At 37.8% G+C, this 24,238-nt stretch carries 27 protein-coding genes; 13 read left to right on the top strand and 14 right to left on the bottom strand.

The genetic code is table 11. From position 1 onward, the window contains the following. Window positions 1-3 precede the first annotated feature (3 nt). From CPT03_RS17360 to CPT03_RS17330, 7 genes are read left to right on the top strand one after another with little or no spacing between them, the layout of a single operon-like run. On the top strand, window positions 4-1,377 hold the full coding sequence (locus CPT03_RS17360; protein WP_099440017.1) for an NADH-quinone oxidoreductase subunit N: 1,374 nt from the start codon (window positions 4-6) through the stop codon (window positions 1,375-1,377). Window positions 1,378-1,422: 45 nt separating this feature from the next. After that, on the top strand, window positions 1,423-2,085 hold the full coding sequence (locus tag CPT03_RS17355) for a DedA family protein (protein ID WP_099440016.1): 663 nt from the start codon (window positions 1,423-1,425) through the stop codon (window positions 2,083-2,085). An 8-nt stretch (window positions 2,086-2,093) separates the two neighbouring features. After that, a complete protein-coding gene (locus CPT03_RS17350; RefSeq protein WP_099440015.1) occupies window positions 2,094-2,648 on the top strand; it encodes an inorganic diphosphatase in 555 nt (184 codons plus the stop codon). Then, on the top strand, window positions 2,648-3,964 hold the full coding sequence (locus CPT03_RS17345; RefSeq protein ID WP_099440014.1) for a hemolysin family protein: 1,317 nt from the start codon (window positions 2,648-2,650) through the stop codon (window positions 3,962-3,964). The genes CPT03_RS17350 and CPT03_RS17345 overlap by 1 nt, the downstream gene beginning before the upstream one ends. A gap of 11 nt (window positions 3,965-3,975) precedes the next feature. Further along, complete coding sequence (locus tag CPT03_RS17340; RefSeq protein ID WP_099440013.1) at window positions 3,976-4,680, top strand: 16S rRNA (uracil(1498)-N(3))-methyltransferase; 705 nt, start codon at window positions 3,976-3,978, stop codon at window positions 4,678-4,680. Next, window positions 4,677-5,333, top strand: a complete 657-nt coding sequence (locus CPT03_RS17335; RefSeq protein ID WP_099440012.1) for a DUF4159 domain-containing protein — start codon at window positions 4,677-4,679, stop codon at window positions 5,331-5,333. Before CPT03_RS17340 ends, CPT03_RS17335 begins: the two co-directional genes overlap by 4 nt. 2 nt (window positions 5,334-5,335) lie before the next feature. Further along, on the top strand, window positions 5,336-5,833 hold the full coding sequence (locus CPT03_RS17330; protein WP_099440011.1) for an acetyl-CoA carboxylase biotin carboxyl carrier protein subunit: 498 nt from the start codon (window positions 5,336-5,338) through the stop codon (window positions 5,831-5,833). 54 nt (window positions 5,834-5,887) lie between these two features. Here the strand turns inward: CPT03_RS17330 and CPT03_RS17325 are convergent, their stop codons facing one another. Further along, on the bottom strand, window positions 5,888-7,471 hold the full coding sequence (locus tag CPT03_RS17325) for an SUMF1/EgtB/PvdO family nonheme iron enzyme (RefSeq protein WP_099440010.1): 1,584 nt from the start codon (window positions 7,469-7,471) through the stop codon (window positions 5,888-5,890). 188 nt (window positions 7,472-7,659) lie between these two features. Here CPT03_RS17325 and porV point away from each other — a divergent pair, with 188 nt between their 5' ends. After that, the gene (gene porV / locus CPT03_RS17320) at window positions 7,660-8,838 is read left to right on the top strand and encodes a type IX secretion system outer membrane channel protein PorV (protein ID WP_099440009.1); all 1,179 of its coding nucleotides are present in this window, start codon (window positions 7,660-7,662) and stop codon (window positions 8,836-8,838) included. Between the two features lie 26 nt (window positions 8,839-8,864). Further along, window positions 8,865-9,341: a 2-C-methyl-D-erythritol 2,4-cyclodiphosphate synthase gene (ispF, locus tag CPT03_RS17315; RefSeq protein ID WP_099440008.1), complete on the top strand. Its 477-nt coding sequence runs from the start codon at window positions 8,865-8,867 to the stop codon at window positions 9,339-9,341. Between the two features lie 3 nt (window positions 9,342-9,344). Here the strand turns inward: ispF and CPT03_RS17310 are convergent, their stop codons facing one another. From CPT03_RS17310 to CPT03_RS17270, 9 genes are all read right to left on the bottom strand, one after another. After that, window positions 9,345-10,220 (bottom strand): pirin family protein, encoded by an 876-nt coding sequence (locus tag CPT03_RS17310; RefSeq protein WP_099440007.1) that lies wholly within the window; start codon window positions 10,218-10,220, stop codon window positions 9,345-9,347. Window positions 10,221-10,258: 38 nt separating this feature from the next. Continuing rightward, entirely contained in the window at window positions 10,259-10,789 is a 531-nt protein-coding gene (locus CPT03_RS17305; RefSeq protein ID WP_099440006.1) for a YceI family protein, read from the bottom strand. A gap of 88 nt (window positions 10,790-10,877) precedes the next feature. Beyond that, a complete protein-coding gene (locus CPT03_RS17300) occupies window positions 10,878-11,474 on the bottom strand; it encodes a Crp/Fnr family transcriptional regulator (RefSeq protein ID WP_099440005.1) in 597 nt (198 codons plus the stop codon). Window positions 11,475-11,483: 9 nt separating this feature from the next. Then, the gene (locus CPT03_RS17295) at window positions 11,484-11,642 is read right to left on the bottom strand and encodes a FeoB-associated Cys-rich membrane protein (RefSeq protein WP_099440004.1); all 159 of its coding nucleotides are present in this window, start codon (window positions 11,640-11,642) and stop codon (window positions 11,484-11,486) included. A gap of 51 nt (window positions 11,643-11,693) precedes the next feature. After that, window positions 11,694-12,881 carry a hypothetical protein gene (locus tag CPT03_RS17290; protein WP_099440003.1) on the bottom strand — a complete coding sequence of 396 codons (1,188 nt, stop codon included), beginning with the start codon at window positions 12,879-12,881 and terminating at the stop codon, window positions 11,694-11,696. Window positions 12,882-12,883: 2 nt separating this feature from the next. Continuing rightward, the gene (locus tag CPT03_RS17285; RefSeq protein WP_245869874.1) at window positions 12,884-13,717 is read right to left on the bottom strand and encodes a type 1 glutamine amidotransferase; all 834 of its coding nucleotides are present in this window, start codon (window positions 13,715-13,717) and stop codon (window positions 12,884-12,886) included. Continuing rightward, a complete protein-coding gene (locus CPT03_RS17280) occupies window positions 13,714-14,820 on the bottom strand; it encodes a carboxylate-amine ligase (RefSeq protein ID WP_099440002.1) in 1,107 nt (368 codons plus the stop codon). Before CPT03_RS17280 ends, CPT03_RS17285 begins: the two co-directional genes overlap by 4 nt. Window positions 14,821-14,847: 27 nt before the next feature. Continuing rightward, complete coding sequence (locus CPT03_RS17275) at window positions 14,848-15,843, bottom strand: RimK family alpha-L-glutamate ligase (protein ID WP_099440001.1); 996 nt, start codon at window positions 15,841-15,843, stop codon at window positions 14,848-14,850. Between the two features lie 29 nt (window positions 15,844-15,872). After that, a complete protein-coding gene (locus tag CPT03_RS17270) occupies window positions 15,873-16,577 on the bottom strand; it encodes an esterase family protein (RefSeq protein WP_099441161.1) in 705 nt (234 codons plus the stop codon). Between the two features lie 172 nt (window positions 16,578-16,749). Between CPT03_RS17270 and CPT03_RS17265 the strand changes: the two genes are divergently transcribed. Continuing rightward, window positions 16,750-17,571, top strand: a complete 822-nt coding sequence (locus CPT03_RS17265) for an alpha/beta hydrolase (RefSeq protein ID WP_099440000.1) — start codon at window positions 16,750-16,752, stop codon at window positions 17,569-17,571. A gap of 3 nt (window positions 17,572-17,574) precedes the next feature. On the opposite strand, the gene CPT03_RS17260 is transcribed toward CPT03_RS17265, so the two are convergent. Then, window positions 17,575-18,231 (bottom strand): NAD-dependent epimerase/dehydratase family protein, encoded by a 657-nt coding sequence (locus CPT03_RS17260; protein WP_099439999.1) that lies wholly within the window; start codon window positions 18,229-18,231, stop codon window positions 17,575-17,577. A 10-nt stretch (window positions 18,232-18,241) separates the two neighbouring features. Then, window positions 18,242-18,451 carry a hypothetical protein gene (locus CPT03_RS17255; RefSeq protein ID WP_099441160.1) on the bottom strand — a complete coding sequence of 70 codons (210 nt, stop codon included), beginning with the start codon at window positions 18,449-18,451 and terminating at the stop codon, window positions 18,242-18,244. A 126-nt stretch (window positions 18,452-18,577) separates the two neighbouring features. Here CPT03_RS17255 and typA point away from each other — a divergent pair, with 126 nt between their 5' ends. Beyond that, on the top strand, window positions 18,578-20,383 hold the full coding sequence (typA, locus tag CPT03_RS17250; protein ID WP_099439998.1) for a translational GTPase TypA: 1,806 nt from the start codon (window positions 18,578-18,580) through the stop codon (window positions 20,381-20,383). Window positions 20,384-20,548: 165 nt separating this feature from the next. Next, on the top strand, window positions 20,549-21,265 hold the full coding sequence (locus CPT03_RS17245) for a 3-ketoacyl-ACP reductase (RefSeq protein ID WP_099439997.1): 717 nt from the start codon (window positions 20,549-20,551) through the stop codon (window positions 21,263-21,265). 8 nt (window positions 21,266-21,273) lie between these two features. Here CPT03_RS17245 and CPT03_RS17240 read toward each other — a convergent pair whose 3' ends face one another. Both CPT03_RS17240 and CPT03_RS17235 read right to left on the bottom strand, forming a co-directional pair. Then, on the bottom strand, window positions 21,274-22,023 hold the full coding sequence (locus CPT03_RS17240) for a glycosyltransferase family 2 protein (RefSeq protein WP_099439996.1): 750 nt from the start codon (window positions 22,021-22,023) through the stop codon (window positions 21,274-21,276). Between the two features lie 19 nt (window positions 22,024-22,042). Then, complete coding sequence (locus tag CPT03_RS17235; protein WP_099439995.1) at window positions 22,043-23,314, bottom strand: glycosyltransferase family 4 protein; 1,272 nt, start codon at window positions 23,312-23,314, stop codon at window positions 22,043-22,045. Between the two features lie 173 nt (window positions 23,315-23,487). Here CPT03_RS17235 and CPT03_RS17230 point away from each other — a divergent pair, with 173 nt between their 5' ends. Beyond that, on the top strand, window positions 23,488-24,237 hold the full coding sequence (locus CPT03_RS17230; protein ID WP_099439994.1) for a class I SAM-dependent methyltransferase: 750 nt from the start codon (window positions 23,488-23,490) through the stop codon (window positions 24,235-24,237). Window position 24,238 lies beyond the last annotated feature (1 nt).

Genomic DNA, 24,238 nt, shown 5'->3' with positions numbered 1-24,238 from the left:
CAAATGAATATCATCATAACAATTACTGTTACAGCTTTAGTAGTGCTTTATGCAGGTTTGTTTAAGGCTAAAAAAGCATTATTACCCATAACTCTTATTGGACTGCTTATTTCACTGGCTTTTGTAGCTACTTCATGGAACACTAATCAAACCTACTTCGGCATGATGCAGATGGATAATTTTGCATTAGCTTTTTCAGGCATAACAATCCTGGGGACATTATTTATATTTCTGCTCACACAAAACTATTTTGCCTCTGATAGTGAAAATATTGCTGAATATTTCACCTTAATATTATTTGCACTGGCAGGGATCATAATTATGGTATCCTACAAGAACATGTCAATGTTGTTTATTGGCATCGAGATTATGTCTGTTTGTTTATATATCCTGGCAGGTATTCGTAAAAGTAATTTTGCATCAAATGAGGCTTCTTTGAAGTACTTTTTAATGGGTGCATTTTCAACGGGTTTCCTGTTGTTTGGAATTACCCTGATTTATGGAGCCACAGGCTCTTTTGATTTGGAAACAATTAACCAGTATTTAGTTGGTAACTATAAATCGATCTCGCCGATGTTTTATCCTGGCGTTATTCTGATGTTGATTGGATTAAGCTTTAAAGTTGGGGCAGCACCTTTTCACTTCTGGACTCCTGATGTTTATGAAGGAGCGCCAACCTTGATTACAACTTTTATGTCAACAGTTGTAAAAACAGCTGGTTTCGCTGCCTTTTTACGTTTGTTTGCTGATGCATTTGCTCCGTTACACGATTTCTGGTTGCCGCCATTAATTGCAATTGTTTGTATAACACTATTTATTGGAAACGTTACAGCTTTATTTCAGAAAAACTTTAAAAGAATGCTTGCTTACTCAAGTATATCTCATGCAGGTTATCTGTTGTTTTCCCTAATTACCTTGTCGTCAACCTCTGCAAATAATGTATTGGTTTATGCAGCTGCTTATACTTTTGCAAGTATTATTGCATTCGCTGTTCTGATTATGGTTAAACAGAAAACAGGAAATGATCACTTCGATAGTTTTAATGGCCTGGCCAAACGAAATCCATTAACTGCTCTGGTACTTACTGTAGCTATGTTGTCATTAGCGGGTATACCATTAACAGCAGGTTTTATCGGGAAATATTTAATGTTCCTGAATGTGATGGGCGAATATCAGATTCTTCTTGTTGCTTTTGCTATTTTAAATGCGCTGGTTGGCTTTTATTATTATTTTAAAGTGATAATAGCAATGTACTTTAAAGAGGGCAATGAGATTGAACTGGAAGTGCCGGTTCAATACAAGGCAGTCCTGGTTTTTTCTGTTATTATTACGCTATTTTTAGGGGTATATCCTTCAGTAATTTTAAATTTGATATAACCATTTCTCTAGATAATTATTTGTAGTTTTACGAGTAATTGAACTATGCAAGATTTCTGGACTTCATTACAGCATTTTATCGACCCTGAGAAATTACTTAAAGAAGGTGGTTTTTATGTTGTAATGTTCGTTATTTTTGCAGAAACCGGGTTGTTTTTTGGTTTCTTTCTGCCGGGCGATTACCTTTTATTTCTTGCAGGTATGTTTGTAGCAACCGGAAAGCTGGATGTAAACATATATGTACTTATACTAGGTTTATGCATTTCAGCCATTTCAGGTAATTTTACGGGATATTGGTTTGGTCGAAAGACGGGACCGGTTCTGTACCACAGAAAGGATACTTTCTTCTTTAAAAAACGTTATTTAAAAGCTGCCGAGGAATATTACAATAAACAGGGAGCTTTTGCTTTAATTATGGGCAGGTTTGTTCCCATAGTCAGAACTTTTGCTCCGATTTTTGCCGGCGTGGTTAAGCTTGATTTTAAAAGATTTGCATTATATAACATTGCAGGTGCAATATTATGGATAGCTTCCTTAACTTTGCTGGGTTATTTCCTGGGTAAAAGATTTGAAAAAGAAATAACAGATTATTTATTATATATAATTATAGGCTTTATTATTGTTACAACCATTCCTCTTATCATTACGTTTGTGAAAAAGAAAGTGGTAAGTAACACAGATAAAGAAACAACAAATACAGAACAATAAAATAAAAAATGAGTAATTACGATCATCATCCATGGCACAGCGTTTCTCCAGGCGAAAATTTACCTGAAACTGTTAATGCCATTATAGAAATTCCAAAAGGTTCGAAAGCAAAATATGAAATAGATAAAGAGTCTAATTTGATTAAATTAGATAGAGTGCTTTTCTCTTCGGTTATGTACCCCGCTAATTATGGCTTTATTCCGCAAACTTATTGCGATGATAATGACCCGCTGGATATTTTGGTATTGTGCTCAGTGGATGTTTATCCATTATCAATAATTGAAGCAAAAGTTATTGGTGTGATGCATATGGTAGATAACGGCGAACAAGATGATAAAATCATTGCAGTAGCGAAAAACGACATGTCGGTTAATTATATTAATGATTTAGCTGATTTGCCTCCGCATACAATGAAAGAAATAGTTAAATTTTTCCAGGACTATAAGGCATTGGAAGAAAAAAAGGTGACTATTGAACACCTGTTAGGTGTTAGATATGCACATAAAGTCATTCAGGAAAGTATAGCCCTTTATGACGAAAAGTTTAGAAATAAAAACTCTTAATGGAAGGTCTCAAGATATTTTTAACATTCTTCTTAGTTGCGCTGAACGGATTTTTCGTTGCCGCAGAATTTGCAATTGTAAAGGTTAGGGCCTCGCAAATTGAAATTAAAGCTAAATCCGGAAGTAGAGTTGCTAATATCGCAAAATATATTACCCAGCATCTTGATGGTTATTTAGCCGCAACACAGCTGGGTATTACTCTTGCCTCTCTTGGATTGGGTTGGGTCGGTGAATCTGTAATGCATAACATTGTTCACGATGCGCTGATTAACTTTAATTTATCTGAGGTTTACATTACCTCAATATCTACGTTTATTGCATTCTTGTTTATTACAGTTATGCATATTGTATTTGGCGAGCTTGCCCCAAAATCTGTAGCAATACAAAGGCCGGTAGCAACCACATTATTCATTGCTGTGCCTCTTCAGGCGTTTTATTGGTTATTCAGGCCATTTATATGGGTTCTGAATGGTTTAGCTAATGTAATTCTTAAGTTGTTTGGCATATCCAATGTTGGTGGGCATGAATCAGTACATAGTACCGAAGAGTTGTATTACCTGTTGGATCAGGGTAAAGAAAGTGGTGCGCTTGATACCAATGAACATGAACTTATTAAGAATGTTTTCGATTTTAATGAGCGTGTTGTTAAAAATATTATGGTTCCAAGAACTAAAATTTCTGGAATCGAGTTGTCTACACCTAAGCAGGAAGTAGTAGAAACAATAATTGGTGAGGGATATTCAAGAATGCCGGTTTATGATGATATAATTGATAAAATTATAGGAATTGTACACGCAAAGGACATCCTGCCTTTATTGGCGGATAATAAAGAGTGGTCTTTAAATGATATCATCAGAAAACCATACTTTGTTCCCGAAACAAAAAAGATAAATGATCTGCTAAGTGAACTTCAGCAAAAACGTATTCAAATTGCTATTGTAATTGATGAATTTGGTGGTACCGCCGGAATGGTAACTCTTGAAGATATAGTTGAGGAGATCGTTGGTGAGATACAGGATGAGTATGATGAGGAAAAGCCAACAGTTGAAAAAATATCAGATACAGAATTTATCATTAATGCTTATGCAACGGTTTATGATGTAAATGAACATTTGCCTCATGATTTACCGGAGGACGAGGATTTTGATACTGTAGGAGGGCTTGTTTCTCACGCATTCGGCAGGATACCCGAGGTGGGTGATAGCGAAGAATGTTATGGCTATTTATTTACCATCTTAAAGAAAACGGAACAAAATATAGAAACCATAAAACTCGAGCTGGTAATTAGTAAAAGTGATATGGTCGACAATCATTAATCTACCTTGTCATGCATGTTTTTTATACACCAGACATCACTGCTGATGAATATGTCTTAAATGAGGATGAAAGCAAACATTGCATAAGGGTTTTAAGGTTAAATATTGGATCAGAAGTTTATCTTATCGATGGCGTTGGAGGGCTTTACAAAGCAGCAATTGTAAGCCAGACAAAGAAAAATGTTACGCTTAAGGTACTCGAAGCAACCCATAACTACAATAAGCGGAATCATCGTTTGCACATTGCTGTTGCTCCCACTAAAAACATCGACAGGTTAGAATGGTTTTTGGAAAAAGCAACCGAAATAGGCATTGAGGAGATTACGCCAATAATCTGCGACAGATCAGAGCGCCGGGTAGTTAAAGAAGATCGCCTGGTTAAAGTAGTTACCTCTGCTGTTAAGCAGTCACTACAGGCTTATCATCCAAAGATTAACCCTCAAATAAATCTCTCTGATTTCCTGAAAATAGCAAACGCAGACCATAAGATGATTGCTCATTGTATAGATGAGTCGTCCAGGCAATACATCAGCCAGATTGCCAAGCCTCGTCAGAATTATACTATTCTCATTGGACCGGAAGGCGATTTTACACCTCAGGAAATTGAATTGGCTTTGCAAAATGGCTACAAACCATTAACTTTAGGTAATACACGACTAAGAACAGAAACCGCTGCTTTAGCTGCCTGTTTTGAAGTGAATTATTTAAATAGATGAAGTTCAGAACCCTTTTTTTTATTGGAATAATCTTTTTGTTATCAGGCTTCCATTCGCCAACGTATAAATTAGCCAAACTGAAATATAACGGCGGAGGGGATTGGTATGCCAACAGAACCGCACTTCCTAATCTTATTGATTTTTGTAATAAAAACCTGCAAACCAACTTTGCCCCCCAGGAGGCAATTGTTGAAGTTGGTAGTGCTGAAATATTTAACTATCCATTTGTATACCTAACAGGGCATGGCAATGTGGTGTTTAGCACAGCTGAAGCAAATAATCTTCGTAAATATTTAATAGGCGGAGGCTTCCTGCATATCGATGACAACTACGGACTGGATAAATTTATCAGAAAGGAAATGAAGAAGGTATTTCCCGAATTAACATTTACGGAGTTACCCGCCAATCATCCAATATATAGCCAAAAGTTTAAGTTCCCAAATGGCTTGCCCAAAATTCATGAACATGATAATAAAAGGCCTCAGGGCTTTGCATTAATATGGGAGGGGCGCATTGTTTGTTACTACACTTATGAATGCGATTTAGGTAATGGCTGGGAGGATTATGGTACTTATCCTGGCGACACTCAGGAAAAGCGATCTAGCGCGCTTAAAATGGGCGCAAATTTAATTCAATATGCATTAACACAATAGATATGAAGGTAAGCGTAAACGGACATTACAATTTTGATGTCGAAATCAATAATGATTTAATGAGCGTTAATGGAGTAGAAGTAGTTGTAGATGCTAAACCACTAAGCGATACTCATACCCATGTTATATACAATAACAAATCGTACAACATTGAGCTGGTTCATGAAAATAAGGCCGATAAAACAAGTATCATTAAGGTAAACGGAACTACCTATACCATAGATATGGAAGATCAGTACGATCAATTGCTTAAGCAAATGGGTATGGATAGTGGTCAGGTCAGCAAGGTTAGTGAAATTAAGGCACCCATGCCAGGTTTGGTTTTGAGTGTGCTGGTTACCGAAGGGCAGGAAGTAAGCAAGGGGGAAAGCCTGATTGTTCTGGAGGCCATGAAAATGGAAAATGTGATTAAGTCTCCAACCTCCGGAATTATTAAAAGGATTCTCATTAGCAAGGCAGATAAGGTAGAGAAAAATGAGCTATTGATTCAATTTCAATAAACAAGAAAGGGAGCACTTAAAAATGCTCCCTTTCTTGTTTTATATGCTATTAGGCTACCTACCTCTAAATGCCTTTTGTGGTCTACTCTTAAATTGAGGTTTCCCCATTGACCTGATTTCTGAGGCTCCAAGCATGGTCATCGCACATCTGAATCCAATGTCAGCAGTTGATTCATCCTGTTGAAGGAATCTCCTGGTTGCAGGATTTAACCACATGGCCTGATCGTCCCATGACCCACCTTTATAAACCCTTGATTTATCTGTGATCAATGTAATTTCACCGTACAGGTCGTTTGCTTTATCTCTGTATCCCCTTTGATCAGCATAAGTGTTTACCGAATCTGCAGGTTTACTTGCTGCAGCTTGTTTCTCTGCCCATGTTTGCTTTCTTGCAGTTACAGCTGCAATCATAACAGGACGGTTATGTTTATCTTTTTCTATTCTTCCTGTATTAGGGTCTGCTACTTTTTTATCTTCATAAAAATTTCCCCTGTAAGGATTAAATGCATCAGCAGCTTCAAAAGTTTTAGAACGGTATACATCTGCAACCCATTCATTTACATTCCCGGCCATATTATATAAGCCAAAATCATTAGGCAGATAAGATCTTACAGGAACCGTTAAGCCTCCTTTATCATTTAAAGAACCGCCAACGCCCATATAATCACCTTTTGTTCTTTTAAAATTGGCCAATATTAAGCCGCGGGTTTTTTTCTTTGCCGAGCTTAGCCCTAAGCCATTCCATGGATAAATCTTATTCTCATGGATATTTTCATATTCTGTATTGCCAATTAAACCCAGAGCAGCATACTCCCATTCGGCTTCTGTCGGCAAACGATAAGGTTGTTTTAAAATACCATCTTCCAGTCTTACATTTCTGGTTGCACCCTTATTGCCATTAGCACCTGCATCAGCAGTTTTGGCGTTTGTAGGGCTTAAATCTTTCATTGCCTTTTTACCCTTATCATCATACTGTCCATTTAAGTAAATTTCAGTATTGAAAGGTTCAGTAGGTCTGGAGCTTGCAGCAGCAACACCATTTCTGGTATCACCATTTATATCTTTAAAGCTAGTCATATAACCCTGATCACGAAGCAGCAGCTCGTTCACTCTATCAGTTCTCCATGCGCAATAACGCTCAGCCTGTTCCCAGGTAACACCAACAACAGGGTAATCCTGATAGGCAGGATGCCTCAGGTAATTATCTACATAGGGTTCATTGTACGACAATGGTCTTCGCCAAACCAAAGTATCTGGTATTTCGTTGTAGTAATATTCGTAATCAGTTGGATAGTTGGTTCTTATCCAGTTTAAGTATTCCAGCCAGTTCGTGTTCGACACTTCAGTCTCATCCATATAAAAAGAAGAAACTGTTGTTTCCCTTTTATGATTATAAGAGCTTAATTCTTGTCCGGCAACATTGATTGCGCTACCACTCATTACAAAAACACCGCCTTCAATTTCAACTAAACCAGGGCCGGGTCCTCTTTTGAATTTATTGTTAACCTGAAATCCTCCATATTCCTTTTTATTATAGGCTAGTCCTGTCTTGTCCGAAGTTCCTGATTTGGTTTTACAGGACATAAAGGAGGCTACAAGTGCAAGAGATGCAAGCGAGTATAGGTATGATTTTTTCATTAGATTGCGCAAATAGTTACTCTAGATGTTAAAACTACACAAAAAAAGGTGTTCTATCCAAAAAAATCTTTCTTTATAAGATCTAATAAATTATCTATGTATAGAAAAGGTTGTAAACCTATGGAATACTTTGAAATTAGTAAACACTATGTTAACTTGCATCCGACAGTAATAATTATACGGGACGAATGAATTTAAGGTACTCAGTAAAAACTGCGTTAGGCATTTTTTCTCTAGTTGCAGTTTCTATAGGCGTGTTTGCTCAGGAGGTACAACCCGGTACCCAAACAAATGGCAGTGCTCCTAATAACATAGTTACTGCGGTCCCTTTCCTGTTAATTACTCCCGATGCCAGAATTGGAAGCATGGGCGATGCCGGAGTTGCGATTAGCCCTGATGCAAATTCAACAAGTATCAACCCTTCTAAATTAGCTTTTCTAGATAAACCATATGGCTTTTCGGCATCTTACAGTCCATGGCTAAAAAGCCTGGTTCCTGATATTAATCTGGCTTATTTAAGCGGTTTTTATAAACTTAATGACGAAAGTACACTTGGAAGCTCCCTTAGATACTTTTCTTTAGGTGAAATACAATTTGTAGATATCAATCAGCAGGACCTTGGTGTTTATAGCCCAAATGAACTTGCCTGGGATGTAACTTATGCCCGAAGATTTGGGAGCTCGTTTTCGTTAGGAACATCTTTAAGATATATTTATTCTAATCTGTTGTCAGGCCAGTTTGCCGCTGGGCAGCAAACTCAGGCCGGCTCAGCAATTGCAGTTGATGTTTCTGCATACTACAAAAAGCCAACTGTTTTTCTGGGGTCAGATGCTATTATCTCAGCTGGAGTAAACATTTCAAATATCGGGACAAAGATCAGCTATGTTCAAGGTGGTGAAAAAAACTTTCTGCCAACAAACTTTAAAATAGGAGCAGCCTCTACCTTTTTGGTTGACGATTACAATCAATTTACTTTCGCGCTCGACTTTAATAAGCTTCTTGTACCAACGCAGCCCAGATATGATGAAGATGGCAAAATAATAGCAGGTAAAGATCCTAACCGTTCGGTACCATCTGGTATATTTGGGTCATTTAGTGATGCTCCCGGAGGTTTTTCTGAAGAATTAAGAGAAATTAACATCGCGGCCGGGGTTGAGTATTGGTACAATCAGCAGTTTGCATTAAGAGCAGGTTATTTTTACGAAAACCCTCAAAAGGGAGATAGAAGATATTTCACACTCGGGGCCGGATTAAAATACAATGTATTTAATATAGATTTCGCTTATCTGGCAGCCAATGCACAAAAGAGTCCATTGGCAAATACATTACGTTTTACATTACTATTCAATTTTGGCGATGCCAAATAACAATATATATCAACACAATTAAACAAATGAAAATTAAAGTAGGGTTCGGGTTCGACGTGCATCAGTTAAAAGATAATCACCCATTTGTAATAGGCGGAGTAAATCTGGAACATCATAAGGGAGCCTTTGGCCACTCTGATGCAGATGTTTTGCTTCATGCCATTTGTGATGCCCTGTTAGGTGCAGCAAATTTAAGAGATATTGGCTTTCATTTTAAGAATACAGATCCACAGTGGAAAGGAATAAGCAGCATCATTTTGCTTAAGGAAAGTGTAAGGCTTCTTAAAGAAAAGGGATGGCAGGTAGGAAATATTGATGCTATGCTTTGTCTGGAAGCACCAAAAATTAATCCTCATATTCCTCAAATGCAAAAAAATATAGCAGAAGCAATCGGAATATCTGTTGAAGATATTTCTATAAAGGCTACTACAAATGAGCAGATGGGCTTTATTGGTAGAGAAGAAGGCGTAGTTGCCTACGCCGTATGCCTTATCGAAAAATAAATATTATTCATCAAGGTATCCAAACTTACCCTGGTTGTAATCGTTTATAGCTTCTTGTATTTCCTCCGGCTTATTCATTAAAAATGGGCCGTATTGAGCTATCGGCTCATTTATAGGTTCACCACTTAATATCAGGACTATGCTGTTTTCTAAAGCTTCTGCTTCAATTGCAGTACCCTCATTTTTAAAATGAACAAACTGATCGGTTTTGGCAATTTCAGTTCCATTAATTTTTACACTGCCCTCTATAATCATAAAACCAGTATTATACTCGGCAGGAAAATCAAAATATGCCTTGCCTCCTTTATTTAGGCGGGCATTAAGTAGGTTTAAAGGAGTAAAGGTGCTTGCAGATCCTTTGGTCTCATTATATTCACCGGCAATCACCTCAATCATCCCGGCTTCATCATCAAGCTTGTATCTTGCGATATCACTATGCTTTACCTCCTGATACTTTGGTGTGGTCATTTTATTCTTTGCAGGTAAATTCACCCATAACTGTACCATTTGAAAAGCTCCGCCTTTTTTAGAGAAGGCTTCTTCATGATATTCTTTATGTAAAATTCCACTTCCTGCAGTCATCCACTGAACATCACCCGGATAAATTACACCACTGTTGCCGGCACTGTCGTGATGTGCAACTGCGCCGTGATAGGCAATAGTTACGGTTTCAAAGCCACGATGCGGATGAACTCCTACACCTCTGGGCGCATTACGTGCAGAGAATTCTATCCTGGAATTGTAATCCAGCATAAAAAACGGACTCATTTTAATTTTATATCCTTTGGGAAAAAAATTATGTACCCTAAATCCATCACCTACCATATGAGGTGCCGGCGCATTTAAAATGGCCGACACCGTTTTAATTTTTGCTTCCATTTGTCTTTTTAATATTTTATGGATGCTGGTTTTGTTTTTTAGGCTTGTTTTACAAATTGTAACTCACCTGCTATTTTTACAGCTTCACTTACCATAACACCACCAGTTTCTAATGCTGCATTCCATGTTAAACCGAAATCAGTTCTGTTTATTTTGCCACTTATAGTAAAACCAGCTTTTGTATTACCCCATGGATCTGTAGCAATACCACCAAATTCAGCATTTAATTCTACCGGATTTGTAATGCCTTTAACAGTTAAATTTCCATTTATAATGTAATCATCACCGTCTTTGGTTAACGAGGTAGATTCGAAAGTGATTTTAGGGAATTTTTCAGCATCAAAGAAATCGGCACTTTTTAAGTGATTGTCTCTATCTGTGTTTCCGGTATTAATAGATGAAGTTTCACCCTCAAAAGTAACCTTAGCATTTTCAAAGTTATCACCTTCTGAATTTAATGTTGCACTAATTAAATGCAAACTACCGGTTACAGTAGTAATCATTAAATGTTTTACTTTAAATTGTAATTCACTGTGGGTTGGGTCTAATGACCATTGTGTAGTTGCCATAATATTGTTTTTTTAAGTTGTTCTTTTAATTACAACACAAAATTAGGGCTATAGGTTTAGCCACACATTGACCTATGATAAGAAAGTGCTAGGGTTTAAAATGCTTATGTGCCAGGTCCTTACGTACCCTGCTTAAAGATTCTGGTGTAATGCCTAAATAAGAAGCGATCATCCACTGTGGTACCCTTAATGTCAAATTTGGATATAGCTGTATAAAATTCAAGTAACGTTCCTCAGCAGTAGCGCTCAAAAGCATATTAATTCTCTTTTGCATGAATCTGATAGAGTTATTAAGCATAGTACTATTCAGATCACTCATGCAGGGCACATGCTTTGCAGCATCGTTCATAAAATCTTTGTTTACTGCAATGGCAGTAGTAGGTTCAATGGCATCAATAAAAAACTCCGAAGCTTCATTGAACATCCCATTCCTTTCAGATAACCACCACTGTTCAGGTGCGAATTGAATAATATGTGTTTTTCCTTTATTGTCAATTGAATAGCTACGTAATAAACCACTTAAAACAAAAAAGCCATAGGACAAAATCTCGCCCTTCATCAAAATCATTTCATTCTTGTCGAAGGTTTTTATTTTAAGTTTATCCGAAATGAGGTCAAACTGCTCATCCGTTATGGCTACTTTGTTTTTTAAATAGACTTTAAAAGGTTCCAGTACAGCTGTCATAGATGAAATCTATTTCTTGTCTATTTTAACATTCGAAAAATCTACACCACACTTACAGTTTGAGCCACAGCTACCTGTTTTAGGGGCTATAGAACGGTAAACAATGCGACCAACATAAAATAGCGCTCCCGCAAACAGTATAATTACCAGAATAGTCTGAATATCCATAATCACAAATTTAGTTAATGCCTGTTTTCCCTGGGTCTGTTAATTGTAAATTTACCCTTCCATTAGTCCAACTGTACCACCAACCCAATCAAAATCTTTATTATATCTAACACCAATCATCTTACCTCTACTTAAACGGGCCAGATTAATGCATAATTGTGGTTCGTCACCATCGGCCCATAAATACATCAATCTGATTTCGGCTTTCACACCTCCGTTAGGTGATTCTATAACAGGTTCATAAACAACTTTTCGTTGAAGTATCCAATTCTTAGGATCTTTAATTTCGGCTATATCTTCTTTTGTTACATCTATAATCACACCCATGCCCGCGAAAGAAAATAGCGGCTTTAATACATAGTTTTCAAGATCCGAAGGTATTTCAGATAGCGTATTCAGGAAATGAGTTTCTGGTACAAACTCACTCTTCAAAAAAGGCATAGTATACTTACTAATCCTGTAAAACCAGTTAGGGTGTGTAATCCATTCAATGTCAATTTCCGATCTGGGGTCAAAGCATTGCTCAAAAAGAGCTGTTTTATCACCAATTTCATCAAAAATAAGCCGGTTGTAGATTCTTTTTAACTGGATTTTCTTTCCATCTTCCATATAGAAAAGAGCGTTCCCTTCTTTAAAGATGTCGGTTAGGCTCAAAATCTTAATGCCTAAATACTTTTGGGTAACCAAAAAGTCAATGGCAGTTTTTTGATTCGGTGCATCTATATCCATTAATGCAACCTCCTGGGGTGCATATTTCCCTAGAACCACCTTTTTAAACAAGCTTATATACGATTCCTCGTTAAGACCATTAAAAAATGGAGTTAATATTGGGGGTAATGCATACGACTCTTTATAAACCCTTGCCATTTCAGACTGAAATCCATATAAGGATGGGAATCCTTGCATTTCAATAAGCTTAGGTACCAGAGCACCATTAGCATCTTTGCATATTCCAAAATCGAAAGTTAAAAAATGCGGGTGGTCATTTTCATTTGGAACATTCCAGTTCAAAGGTACTGCACCTTTTGTCAGCTCCTTAAAATTAGGCTGTTTTATGAGTTTTATAATTTCTTCACCAGCCTCAATTAGTTTTTTCTGTAATTCTGAAGGAATGAAAACCGGAGTTTCAGCAACTCTAAAGGGAATATTAGTAAACCCAGATTCCAGCATCTTTATAAAGCTGTTGTACTTCTTCTCGGAGAAAGAACCATTAAACTGTGCTCTGTATTTACTAATCATAGCTATGCTTCCTGTAAAGCATTTAATGCCTCAGTTAAAAAATTAGGCAGGATAATGCTTTGCGTAAGTTTAATTTTATCTGGATTGTCGAGACTCAATAACATATCCTCATATTTTTCCTTGCCGTGATGCTCAGTAATGGTCTTCATCTTATCCTCTTGTAACAGATACATTTTCATGCCAACAGGGTCTGCCTCCGGATGAAACTGTGTTCCAACAATTTCCTTGGTGAAGCGAACTGCCATAACACAGCGCTCCAGGTCAACATGTGGTCTTTCCTTTTCTAACGCTAAAACTTTGGCCTCTTCGTTCGAAAACAAAACATCGTCAGGATTTACAACCTGCCAGTCTCTGCTGTCAACAGCATATAGTGGATTCGGCAGACCATTAAAAATTAAATCATTTTCACCTTCTTCGGTTAAAAAAACAGGGAAAATGCCAAAAGCGGTTGATTTTCTTCTGATAACTTCACCTACATGATATTTCCTGCAAGCCATTTGAAACGAATGGCAAATTAAAAAGGCATGTTTTTTCTGTTGACTGATTTTATTATGGTTCTCTATTTTATTTAGCAGGTTAAAAAAGTCATTTTCCCATTTTTCGCCCACACCATCAAACGGATTCCCCGGACCACCGCTTGAGATGTAGATGTCATAGTATTCATCCGGAATCTCTCCCTTTTGCCTTAAATCAAATATATCATACCATAAATCAATATCATTCTCTGTTCGATAACGCAACAAGATTTCCTGTATCCCACGCATCCCCTGGTTGGTAACCCCATTATTCATGTCAATTACGGCAACCCTAATCTTATTTCTATCTATTATGCTCACTGTTTAGCCCCAATTAATGTTTGTGTAGTAATGTAATCTACTACGGCCTCAAAGTTACCATTTTGTTCGTAAACAGCCAATTGCCTGTCTGCCCCTGTTCCATTTTCAAGAATTTTAAGCACATAATTGATCTCATTTCTGCATCCCAGGTCATCTACCACATCATCAATAAAATCCAATAACTCCAAAATCAGGTTTCTGCAGTTTACTTCCATTTCCTTTCCAAAATCAATCAGATTTCCATCTATCCCATAGCGTGCCGCCCTCCATTTATTCTCATTTATAAGGGCTCTTGAATAGCTTATAAATTTCATATTCTGTAAACGTAACTTATATAATTTGGCACAAAGTGCCTGAAAAAGAGCTACAAAAGCCATAGTTTCGTCAATCAGCATTGGGCAATCACATATCCTGAACTCTATCGTTTCAAAGAAAGGATGAACCCTAATGTCCCACCAGATCTTTTTTGCATTGTCAATACTATTGGTTTTAATTAGCAGCTTAACATAATTGTCGTAATCCTCAATACTATTAAAAATGTCAGGTATTCCTGTTCTTGGGAATTTGTCAAACACCTTAGTCCTGAATGATTTGTATCCCGTATTTCTGCTTTCCCAGAAAGGCGAGTTGGTGGATAAAGCAAAAACATGAGGTAGAAAATAGCGGACCTGGTTTGCAATATGAATTGCCAGCTCGCGTGATTGAAAACCCACATGTACATGTAACCCGAAAATCAGATTTGACCTTGCAGCTTCCTGAAGTTCGTTAACTATTTCACTGTAACGCGGATGCTCAGTAATTAACTGTTTCTCCCAATGGGAAAAAGGATGCGTACCTGCCGCACCAATTCGTAATCCCTGCTCACCTGCAAGTTGCGAAACAGTGTATCTCAACTGCGATATTTCAGCGCGTGCTTGTTCTGTGTTTTTGCAAATTCCTGTTCCAACCTCTACAACTGCCTGGTGCATTTCGGCTTTAACCTGATCCTTATGTATTTTTTGGGCTGCTTCAACAATTTTTTGATCATGCGAGGTAAGTTCACGGGTTACCGGATCAATCACCATGTATTCTTCTTCTACCCCCAGCGTAAATTCATTCATCATATCTAATTCCCTCCTGTTTATCCCTGATTATTTTTTTGCAGCAGTTGCCTTTTTAGGTTTGGTTTTACCTGCTAATGGCTGCCCGCTAGCAGAAGCTTTAATATATTCTCCCCAGGTTAAATTGTCCTGTCCATCAATGTGGGCTTGTGCTCTTTCAATGGCATACCGGGCTGAAGTTTCAACAACCCATTCAAAATTCTCCAGTCCAACGCTGGTCACCTCAGCATCAGGTGCCGGATTGCAGAAATCTATTGCATAAGGTATTCCATTGCGTACAGCAAATTCTACTGTATTAAAATCATAACCCAAATACTGGTTGAGTTTAATCACATAATCATGAATGGTTTTTAACAGCTTCTCGCTTGAAGGGGGTGTGTTTACCTGGTAGCGTAGATGAAAAGGATTACGAGGTTCATACTGCATAATGCGCACATATTTGCCTCCAATGCAATAGCATCTAAAATATTCATCAAAAATAATTTCCTCCTGAAGCATCATGACCGTCTTTTTTGTCTGGCTATGTTTATCAAAAAAATCTTCAACATCATGTAGCTTATAAACTTCTTTCCATCCACCTCCATCAAAGGGCTTCATGTATGCAGGGAAACCCGTGTATTCAAAAATGGCCTCCCAATCAAGTGGAAACGCCAGGTTGCTGAATGATTCGTCAGAAGTATCATCAGGCTGCTCATATGATGGTATCAAAGCCGTTTTGGGTACCGGGATCCCAACTTTAACCGCCAGTGCATTATTAAAAAACTTCTCGTCTGCACTCCACCAAAAGGGGTTGTTAATTACTGCAGTTCCGGTAATTGCGGCGTTCTTTAATGCAGAACGGTAAAAAGGAACATCCTGAGAAATTCTATCTATTATTACTGCATAATCCAGTGGTTCTGCTTGAAATATTTTATCAATAGTTACAAACTCGGCTTTGATGTCTTTTCCTGCAATCTCATTTACGCGCTTCACAAAAGCCTCTGGAAAAGATCTTTCTTTGCCGAACAGTATTCCGATTTTTTTCATGGTATATATTTTAGATGTTTCTAGTTAAATTATAATTGTGATAAGTACTCAGGTAGCATCTTTCGCCATATTGGCCAATCATGATCTGCATTTTCTCTTACATCCAGCCAATGATTAACACCTTTATTAGTTAATAGTTCAGCCATTCGTTCATTATCCGGCTTACAGATATCCCTGTCTGTCGTACCCAGTATTATTTTCATGTTCCGCAATTCCGGATTATTGTCATTTGGTAGAAAGTCTGCAGGGTTATTAAAGTAAACATCATCATTGTAGAATCCGTCAAGTTGCCCTTTAATATCAAATATTCCGCTCATACTAAACATATGGCTAACCAGCCAGGGATGCCTGAAAGCAAAATTTGCTGCATGATATCCGCCAAAACTGCAGCCGGCGGTTATAATTTTATGATATCCGGTCTCATCCCGGGCCATTGCCGAAACCTCCTCCAATAAAAGCTTATCGTATAAAATATGATTTTTTACCCTCTCGGCCGGATGAATGCTTCTGTTGTACCAGCTCAAACCATCAATGCTGTCAACACAATACACCTTAACTTTTCCCTCATCTATAAACCACTGGATAGATTCAATCATTTTGAAGTCCTTAGCTTCAAAATATCGCCCCATACTGGTTGGAAAAAGAAGGACCGGAAAGCCGCTGTGCCCAAAAGCGAGCAATTCAAAATCGGCACTCAGGTTATTGCTGTGCCACTTTTTATATTCCTCTTTCATCCCGTAAAATTTAGATGCTTTAAGATAAGAAATAAAGAATGTTAAAAACAAGGAACAAGCTTATTTCTTATGGTAAATATCTGTTTTGTATAAAATTACATGCCGATTATTATAATTTTTGCAGAGAGTACTACCTTTGTAGGGCATTTGAGAGAAAGGGAATAGCTGAATTATGTACACTACAATATCACTTCCAGGGGTTATTAAAACAGAAAAAACGATACAATCAAAATATCTTAAAAGAGGAGTAGAGGTCGAAATCTTTGCTCCGGATAATCTTTTGGGCAATGAACAATTAAACCTGCTGTTATTAAATGATGGCCAGGATGCAGCAGAATTGCAGCTGCAAAACACACTCGACACACTATATGGGCAAAATAAGATAGAACCATTGGTAGTTGTGGCCGTAAAAACTTCAGGCAATCGTTTACAGGAATACGGTGTTGCAGGCATGCCTGATTTTCAGAACAGGGGGAGCAAGGCACAAGCTTATACAGACTTTATTATAAAAGAACTAATACCTTTCGTTCAAGCCACCGTTGAATTCCCGATTAATGGAAAACGTGCTTTTGCCGGTTTCTCGTTAGGTGGGTTAACTGCTTTTGATGTGGCCTGGAACAATGACAATTATTTTGATGCAGTTGGTGTTTTTTCAGGATCATTCTGGTGGCGCAAAAAGGATCTAAAGGATGGTTATACCGATAACGATCGTATTTTGCACCAGCGTATTAAAGATACAAAGACAAAACCAGACTTGAAGTTCTGGCTAATGACAGGTACTGAAGACGAATTGGCGGATAGAAACAAAAACTATATTATAGATTCTATTGACGACACAATTGACGTAATTAAAGAACTTTTAAAAAAGGGCTATAAAAGACCTGATGATATCGCTTATTATGAAATGGTAGGGGGTAAGCACGAGTTGGCAACCTGGGCAAAAGCCATGATACCATTTCTGCTATGGGCCTTTGGTAAAAAGAATCTTTTTTAACCGCTATCCCAGCGCTTCAATCTGATCTGAAGCGTAAATAAATATGCCTTTTTTGTCGGTTAACGATTCTTTAAGCATTGCCGAAGCAACGGTTTCAATCTTAATACTCCGGTATTTTTTTAAGCTTCCCATTAGAAGTGGATTTAAGAAACGCATCAGGCCTATCATGATTTTTTCTGCCACGCGTTTTTCTTCACGATTGCCATCTAATAACGAAGGGCGATAGATGTAGATGCTTTTAAAAGGGATAGCCTTTAGGTCCCGCTCAACCTCGCCCTTGGTTTTTGAATAGAAAATAGATGAGTTAACATCTGCACCCATAGCAGAAACCAGGTGGTAGGCAGTAGCACCATTATTTTGGGCAATAGCACCAATATCTAGAGGGTATTGGTAATCAATCTTTCTATATTGTGCTTTGTCTGGTGTTTTGTTATTTGTTGTGCCTAAGCAACAAAACACGATATCGCCAACAATTTCAGCTGAATATTGATCTATGTGGTCAAAGTCAACAATCAGTTCTTTTAATTTGTCATGCTCAATATTTAATGTTTTTCGCACAATAACAAGCACCTCACTATAATAGGTGTTGTTCAGTAACCGTGTTAACAAGTTGTTGCCTATAAGGCCACTAGCCCCTACTATTATCGCCTTTTTTAACATCTTGGGGATCTTACTTTTGGATATCTATGGTTTCGTCCGATTGGTCTCCGCTTCCTGCCCTATAAGAGTAGTCCCTTGCTTTTTCGTCGGCAAGCTCATTTCCTTCATGTTCGTTTTCAAAATTCTGGTCCAAACGGTCGTTCCACTCATCAAGTCCAGTTTTGTGTGGCGGTTCTGTTTTTGGTTCGTTTTTTTTATCGGTTTTTTTTGTTTTGCTCATGGCCGTAATAATCTGATATATGTGAAACAGCTTAATATACACATTGTTTAGATAAACCGTATAAATATAATGCGCTGAAATTTCGATAATTAATCTTATCTTTGCGCCAAAAATTAGCAGCATTTTATGCAAAAATTAAGAAATATAGCTATCATAGCCCACGTTGACCACGGTAAGACTACACTGGTTGATAAGATCTTACACTCTTGTTCAATCTTCCGTGATAACGAACAAACGGGAGATTTAATACTTGATAACAATGATTTGGAGCGTGAGCGCGGTATTACCATCGTGTCAAAAAACGTTTCTGTTCAGTATAAAGACGTTAAAATCAACATTATCGATACCCCTGGTCACGCCGATTTCGGTGGTGAGGTAGAGCGTGTATTGAAAATGGCTGATGGTGTATTGTTATTGTGTGATGCTTTTGAAGGTGCCATGCCTCAAACCCGTTTCGTAACTCAAAAAGCTTTGGCTTTAGGCTTAAAACCTATCGTTGTTGTAAATAAAGTTGATAAAGAAAACTGTCGTCCTGAAGAAGTATATGAGCAGATCTTCGAATTGTTCTTCAACCTTGAAGCAACTGAAGATCAACTTGATTTCCCTGTAATCTACGGTTCATCTAAACAAGGCTGGATGAGTACTGACTGGAAAGTGCCTACTACAGACATCTTTGCGCTTTTAGATGCTGTTGTCGCTAACATTCCTGCAGCACCAACTAACGATGGTACTTTACAAATGCAAATCACTTCTTTAGATTATTCATCTTTCGTAGGTCGTATCGCAATTGGTCGTGTACACCGCGGTTCTATTAAAGAAAACCAACCGGTAACTTTAATCAAACGCGATGGTAAAATCGTAAAATCAAGAGTAAAAGAATTATATACTTTTGAGGGTCTAGGTAAAATCCGTACTCAGGAAGTGAAATCTGGCGACATCTGCGCAGTTGTAGGTATCGATGGTTTTGAGATTGGCGATACTATTGCTGATTTTGAGGCACCAGAACAACTACCTGTAATCAAAATTGATGAGCCAACAATGAATATGTTGTTCACCATCAATAACTCGCCATTCTTTGGTAAAGAAGGTAAATTTGTAACCTCACAAAGAATCAGAGAGCGTTTATACAAAGAGATGGAGAAAAACTTAGCACTTAAAGTTGTTGAGACTGAATCTCCTGATTCTTACTTAGTATATGGAAGGGGTATCCTGCATTTATCAGTATTGATCGAGACCATGCGTCGCGAAGGTTATGAAATTCAGGTTGGTCAGCCACAGGTTATCGTTAAAGAAATTGATGGTAAAAAATGTGAACCTATCGAAACCCTTATTGTTGATGTACCTGGTGAGGTTGCTGGTAAAGTAATTGAATTGGTAACTCAGCGTAAAGGTGAATTATTGATTATGGAGCCTAAAGGTGATTTACAGCATTTAGAATTTGAGATTCCTTCGCGTGGTATCATCGGCTTAAGAAACAACGTATTAACTGCAACAGCTGGAGAGGCAATTATGGCTCACCGTTTCAAAGCTTATGAGCCTTGGAAAGGTAATATCCCTGGAAGGTTAAATGGTGTATTGGTATCAATGGATAAAGGCAACACTACCGCTTATTCAATTGATAAATTACAGGATCGTGGCCGTTTCTTTGTTGATCCGGGAGTTGATATTTACGAAGGTCAGATCCTTGGTGAGCACATCCGTGACAATGACTTAGTAATCAACATTGTTAAAGGAAAAGCTTTAACAAACATGCGCGCTTCTGGTACTGATGATAATACCCGTATTGCACCAGCTATTAAATTCTCTCTGGAAGAAGCAATGGAGTATATCCAGGCCGACGAATACATTGAGATTACACCAGCAAGCATGCGTTTACGTAAAATCTACCTAACAGAGAATGAGCGTAAAATCAATGCTAAGAAGTTTCAATAATTAAAATACCATTATCGCTCCGTCAGGAGGGTAATGTAACCATACCTAAAGCGGGTGTATCACATAAACATGATGCACCCGCTTTTCTTTTTTGTAAGTCATAAGTTTTACAATCGGATATCAACCCTTGTCTTTTTCTTAATTTTGCTCCCTAATTCAATAAAAATGGAATCATTAAAAGGTAAAAACGCAATAATTACAGGAGCAGGTAAGGGAATAGGAAAAGCAATGGCCATTGCTTTGGCACAAGAAGGTGTTAATATAGGTTTATTGGCCAGAACAGCATCCGACTTAAAAACTCTTGCCGGGGAGTTAAAGGGGTATGGTGTTAAAACTGCAATCGCTACTGTTGATGTATCTGATATCGATAATGTCAATGCTGCTGTTGCTCAGGTAAAATCTGAATTGGGTGTAATTGATATTTTAATTAACAATGCCGGAACTGCATCTTTTGGGCCTTTTCTTGAATTGGAACCGTCAAGATGGGAAGAAATAGTTAAAGTGAACTTATTTGGTGCTTATTACACTACAAGAGCGGTATTGCCTGAAATGATAGCACGAAAAACGGGTGATATCATTAATATATCATCTACAGCGGGCAAAAATGGTGCAGCAGTAACCAGTGCTTACAGTGCTTCAAAATTTGGGCTAATTGGGATGTCTGAGTCATTAATGCAAGAGGTACGCAAGCACAATATCCGCGTAAGCACATTGCTGCCAAGTACCGTTGCAACTGATATGGCTAAAGATCTTAAACTTACTGATGGAAATCCTGAAAGGGTGATGCAGCCAGAAGATTTTGCTGAACTGGTGGTATCCCAGTTAAAATTAAACAGAAGGGTTTTCGTAAAAGAAGCCGGTCTTTGGTCAACAAACCCTTAGCTACAGAACTAATCGTTTGTTCTGCGGTGACGAATAAAATATTGAGCCAGATTAATCGCAATAAAAATGTGATTAATCAGGTTCGGAATCAGGCCATAATATTTTGTAAAGATGTGGAATCGTTCTTTAAGACTGGCCATATGTTTTTTCTTTGAAATGCCGCCTACAAGATATTTAGCTACATAAATGTGGGTGTTTACAATGCTCGAGGCATGTTTGGCCGCTTTAATGATCCAGTCAATGTCAGCACTATACTTATATCTTAAGTCGTAAGGCTCAGCTAAACTTCTCCTTACATAAATGGCCTGGTGGCTTATACTCATTCCATATCTAAAGCTTTGCCAGTCAAAATTTTCAGGTGCATGATGCCTTCTCTGCCCAAGGCTTATCCAGTCTTCGTCAAACATTTCAGTTTCGCCATAATAAATATCTGCCCCTGCGGCACTCAAAAATACTTCACTCACAGTCTCAGATGCATAAATCTCATCTCCTGAATTCATGAAAAGAACATAGTCTCCTGTGGCAAGCGCAAGTCCTTTATTCATGGCATCATATATACCTTTGTCAGGCTCAGAAATAAACTGCGCTAATCTCGATTTATAATTATAGATCTTGTCTACCGTCCCGTCTTTTGAAGCGCCATCAATAACAATATATTCGATGTTTTTATAAGTTTGATTCAGCACAGAAAGCATGGTGCGCTCAATATCCTTTACATTATTATAAACGATAGTAATAACACTTAACTTTGGCTGCATGCTGTTCTGAATCTAAAATTTATCGGGGTTGTAAATCAATCAGTGATTGATACAATAATAAGTGTTTTTCTGCAATTACTTGTTCAGAGAACTGATTTAAAATTGTTCTTCTTGCCTCTTTCTGAATTTCTGGTGCATTTTCATCGTGATATAGCCACTCAATGCCTGTTGCCAGGTCTTCAGATGACTGGTATTCTGCCAGATACCCATTTTCAAGATGCTTTACCATATCTGGTATACCACCTGTTTTAAAGGCCACTACAGGTGTTGCGCAGGAAAGGCTTTCCATTACCGTGTTGGGTAAATTGTCTTCAAGAGAAGGCGTTATAAATACATCTGCTGCCGAATAACATTTAGCCAGATGATCATCATTACTAATCGTACCCAGAAATGTTGTTTTAAAAGGGAATTCCGGCATTTCAGCATTATCCTTATTACCAAAAATGATCAGTTCAATATTCTCCTTAACAATCCCCGGTCTTGTGGCCAGATCATTTAAAGCATCTATTAAATAGGAAGTACCTTTATGCTTGTCATTTTTAGAGGGCATAAAACCACTCATCAGCACAAATTTTTTCGGATCTATTTTAAGGATTTTTTTGGCTTCCGATTTTACATAAGGCTTAAATACAGCTGTTTCTATTGTGTTGGGGATAACCGTTGCCTCTCTAAACCCCATTAAACTGCTTAGTTTTACAGAATCTGCCATCCATCTGCTCGGGGCAACAATATGACAGTTTAATTCTGAATAGGCCTTTTTCTTACGCAACCATGTTTTGTGCGAGAAATCATTCTTACCACTAGAGCGCAGTAATGGGCAATTACCACATTCTTTAAAATAATTTTCACATGAATAGCGCACATGGCAGCCACCGGTAAAAGCATTGCTGTCGTGAAATGTCCAAACAACGGGCTTCTCCAATTCATCAATCTCTGCCAAAAATTTCGGAGATAAAAATCCATGATTAATCCAGTGCAGGTGTATAATGTCGGCCTCCTTTACTGTCGGATGGTCAACTATTGAAGTTCCAAACCATTGCAGCGAGAAAGGTGTTTTTACAGCTTTAGATACCGCCTTAGATAAATAACGTTCAGAAAGAATATTAAATACGGCCCTGGCTCTTGCAAAAATACCTTTACTAAAAGTTCCCGTTTTTGAACTCTCCTTGAACTGAAAGTAAACCATAACCTTAGAGTCGGCACCACTGGCATTTAGCGCATTGCTTAGCCTGAGGCAGGCCCTTCCGGCGCCTCCATTACCTTCGTATGTATTTAGGTGTACTACTTTCAATTAATCAAACTTAGATAAATGTCCCTTGTTAAAACGGATATGCAGCCTAAAATAATATATATTTTCAATCTTTATTAAATTCTTGTGTATTTTCGTCAGACTTTGATTTTTTACAGACTTTAAGTAATTAAATCCAGTAATAGTCGTCCATTTAGAAGAACTAAAAATATAATATGGGTAACCTGTTAACCGACAGACAGTTTTGGGTGAAATATTGGGAAAGCAAAACCGGGTTGTCGGTGAATATTCCCGAAAACTATCTTTTTCATAAGGAACTGGCAAACATCATTACCGGCCAAAAAATTAAAACGGCTATTGAATTGGGTGGGTTTCCCGGGTATTATGCAGTTTTTCTGAAAAAGTACTTTAAGCTTGATGTTACCCTGCTCGATTATTTTGTGCATCCTCCGGTTACCAATGATTTATTACAAGCCAATCAACTAAGCGAAAAAGATATTCATATTATCGAAACTGATTTATTTAACTATACTTCAGCGCAACAATACGATCTGGTTTTATCTTGTGGGCTTATAGAGCATTTTAACGATACGGCCGACATCATTAACAGGCATATCAATTTTGTAAAACCGGGAGGTACCCTGTTCATTACACTTCCGAACTTTAGAGCCTTAAATGGCTGGTTTCAAAAAAACTTTGACAGGGAGAATTACGACAAACACAATATTGATTGCATGGATCCAAAACTGCTCGAAAGCATATGTAAGCAGGCAGGTTTAAATATAGTGCAATCCAGATACTATGGCCATTTTAGTTTGTGGCTTGAAAACGAACAGCAAAAATCGGCAGGAGTAAGGTTGCTAAAAAAATCGATGTGGCTGGCAGGTAAAGTATTTACCAAAATATTTCCTTTCAACTCCAAACAGCTTTCGCCTTACATTATTTTAGAGGCCAGAAAGCCGTAGT

It is taken from the genome of Pedobacter ginsengisoli, from assembly GCF_002736205.1.
GTDB classification, from domain to species: domain Bacteria; phylum Bacteroidota; class Bacteroidia; order Sphingobacteriales; family Sphingobacteriaceae; genus Pedobacter; species Pedobacter ginsengisoli_A.
This window is presented reverse-complemented; position numbering and strand designations above follow the sequence as displayed.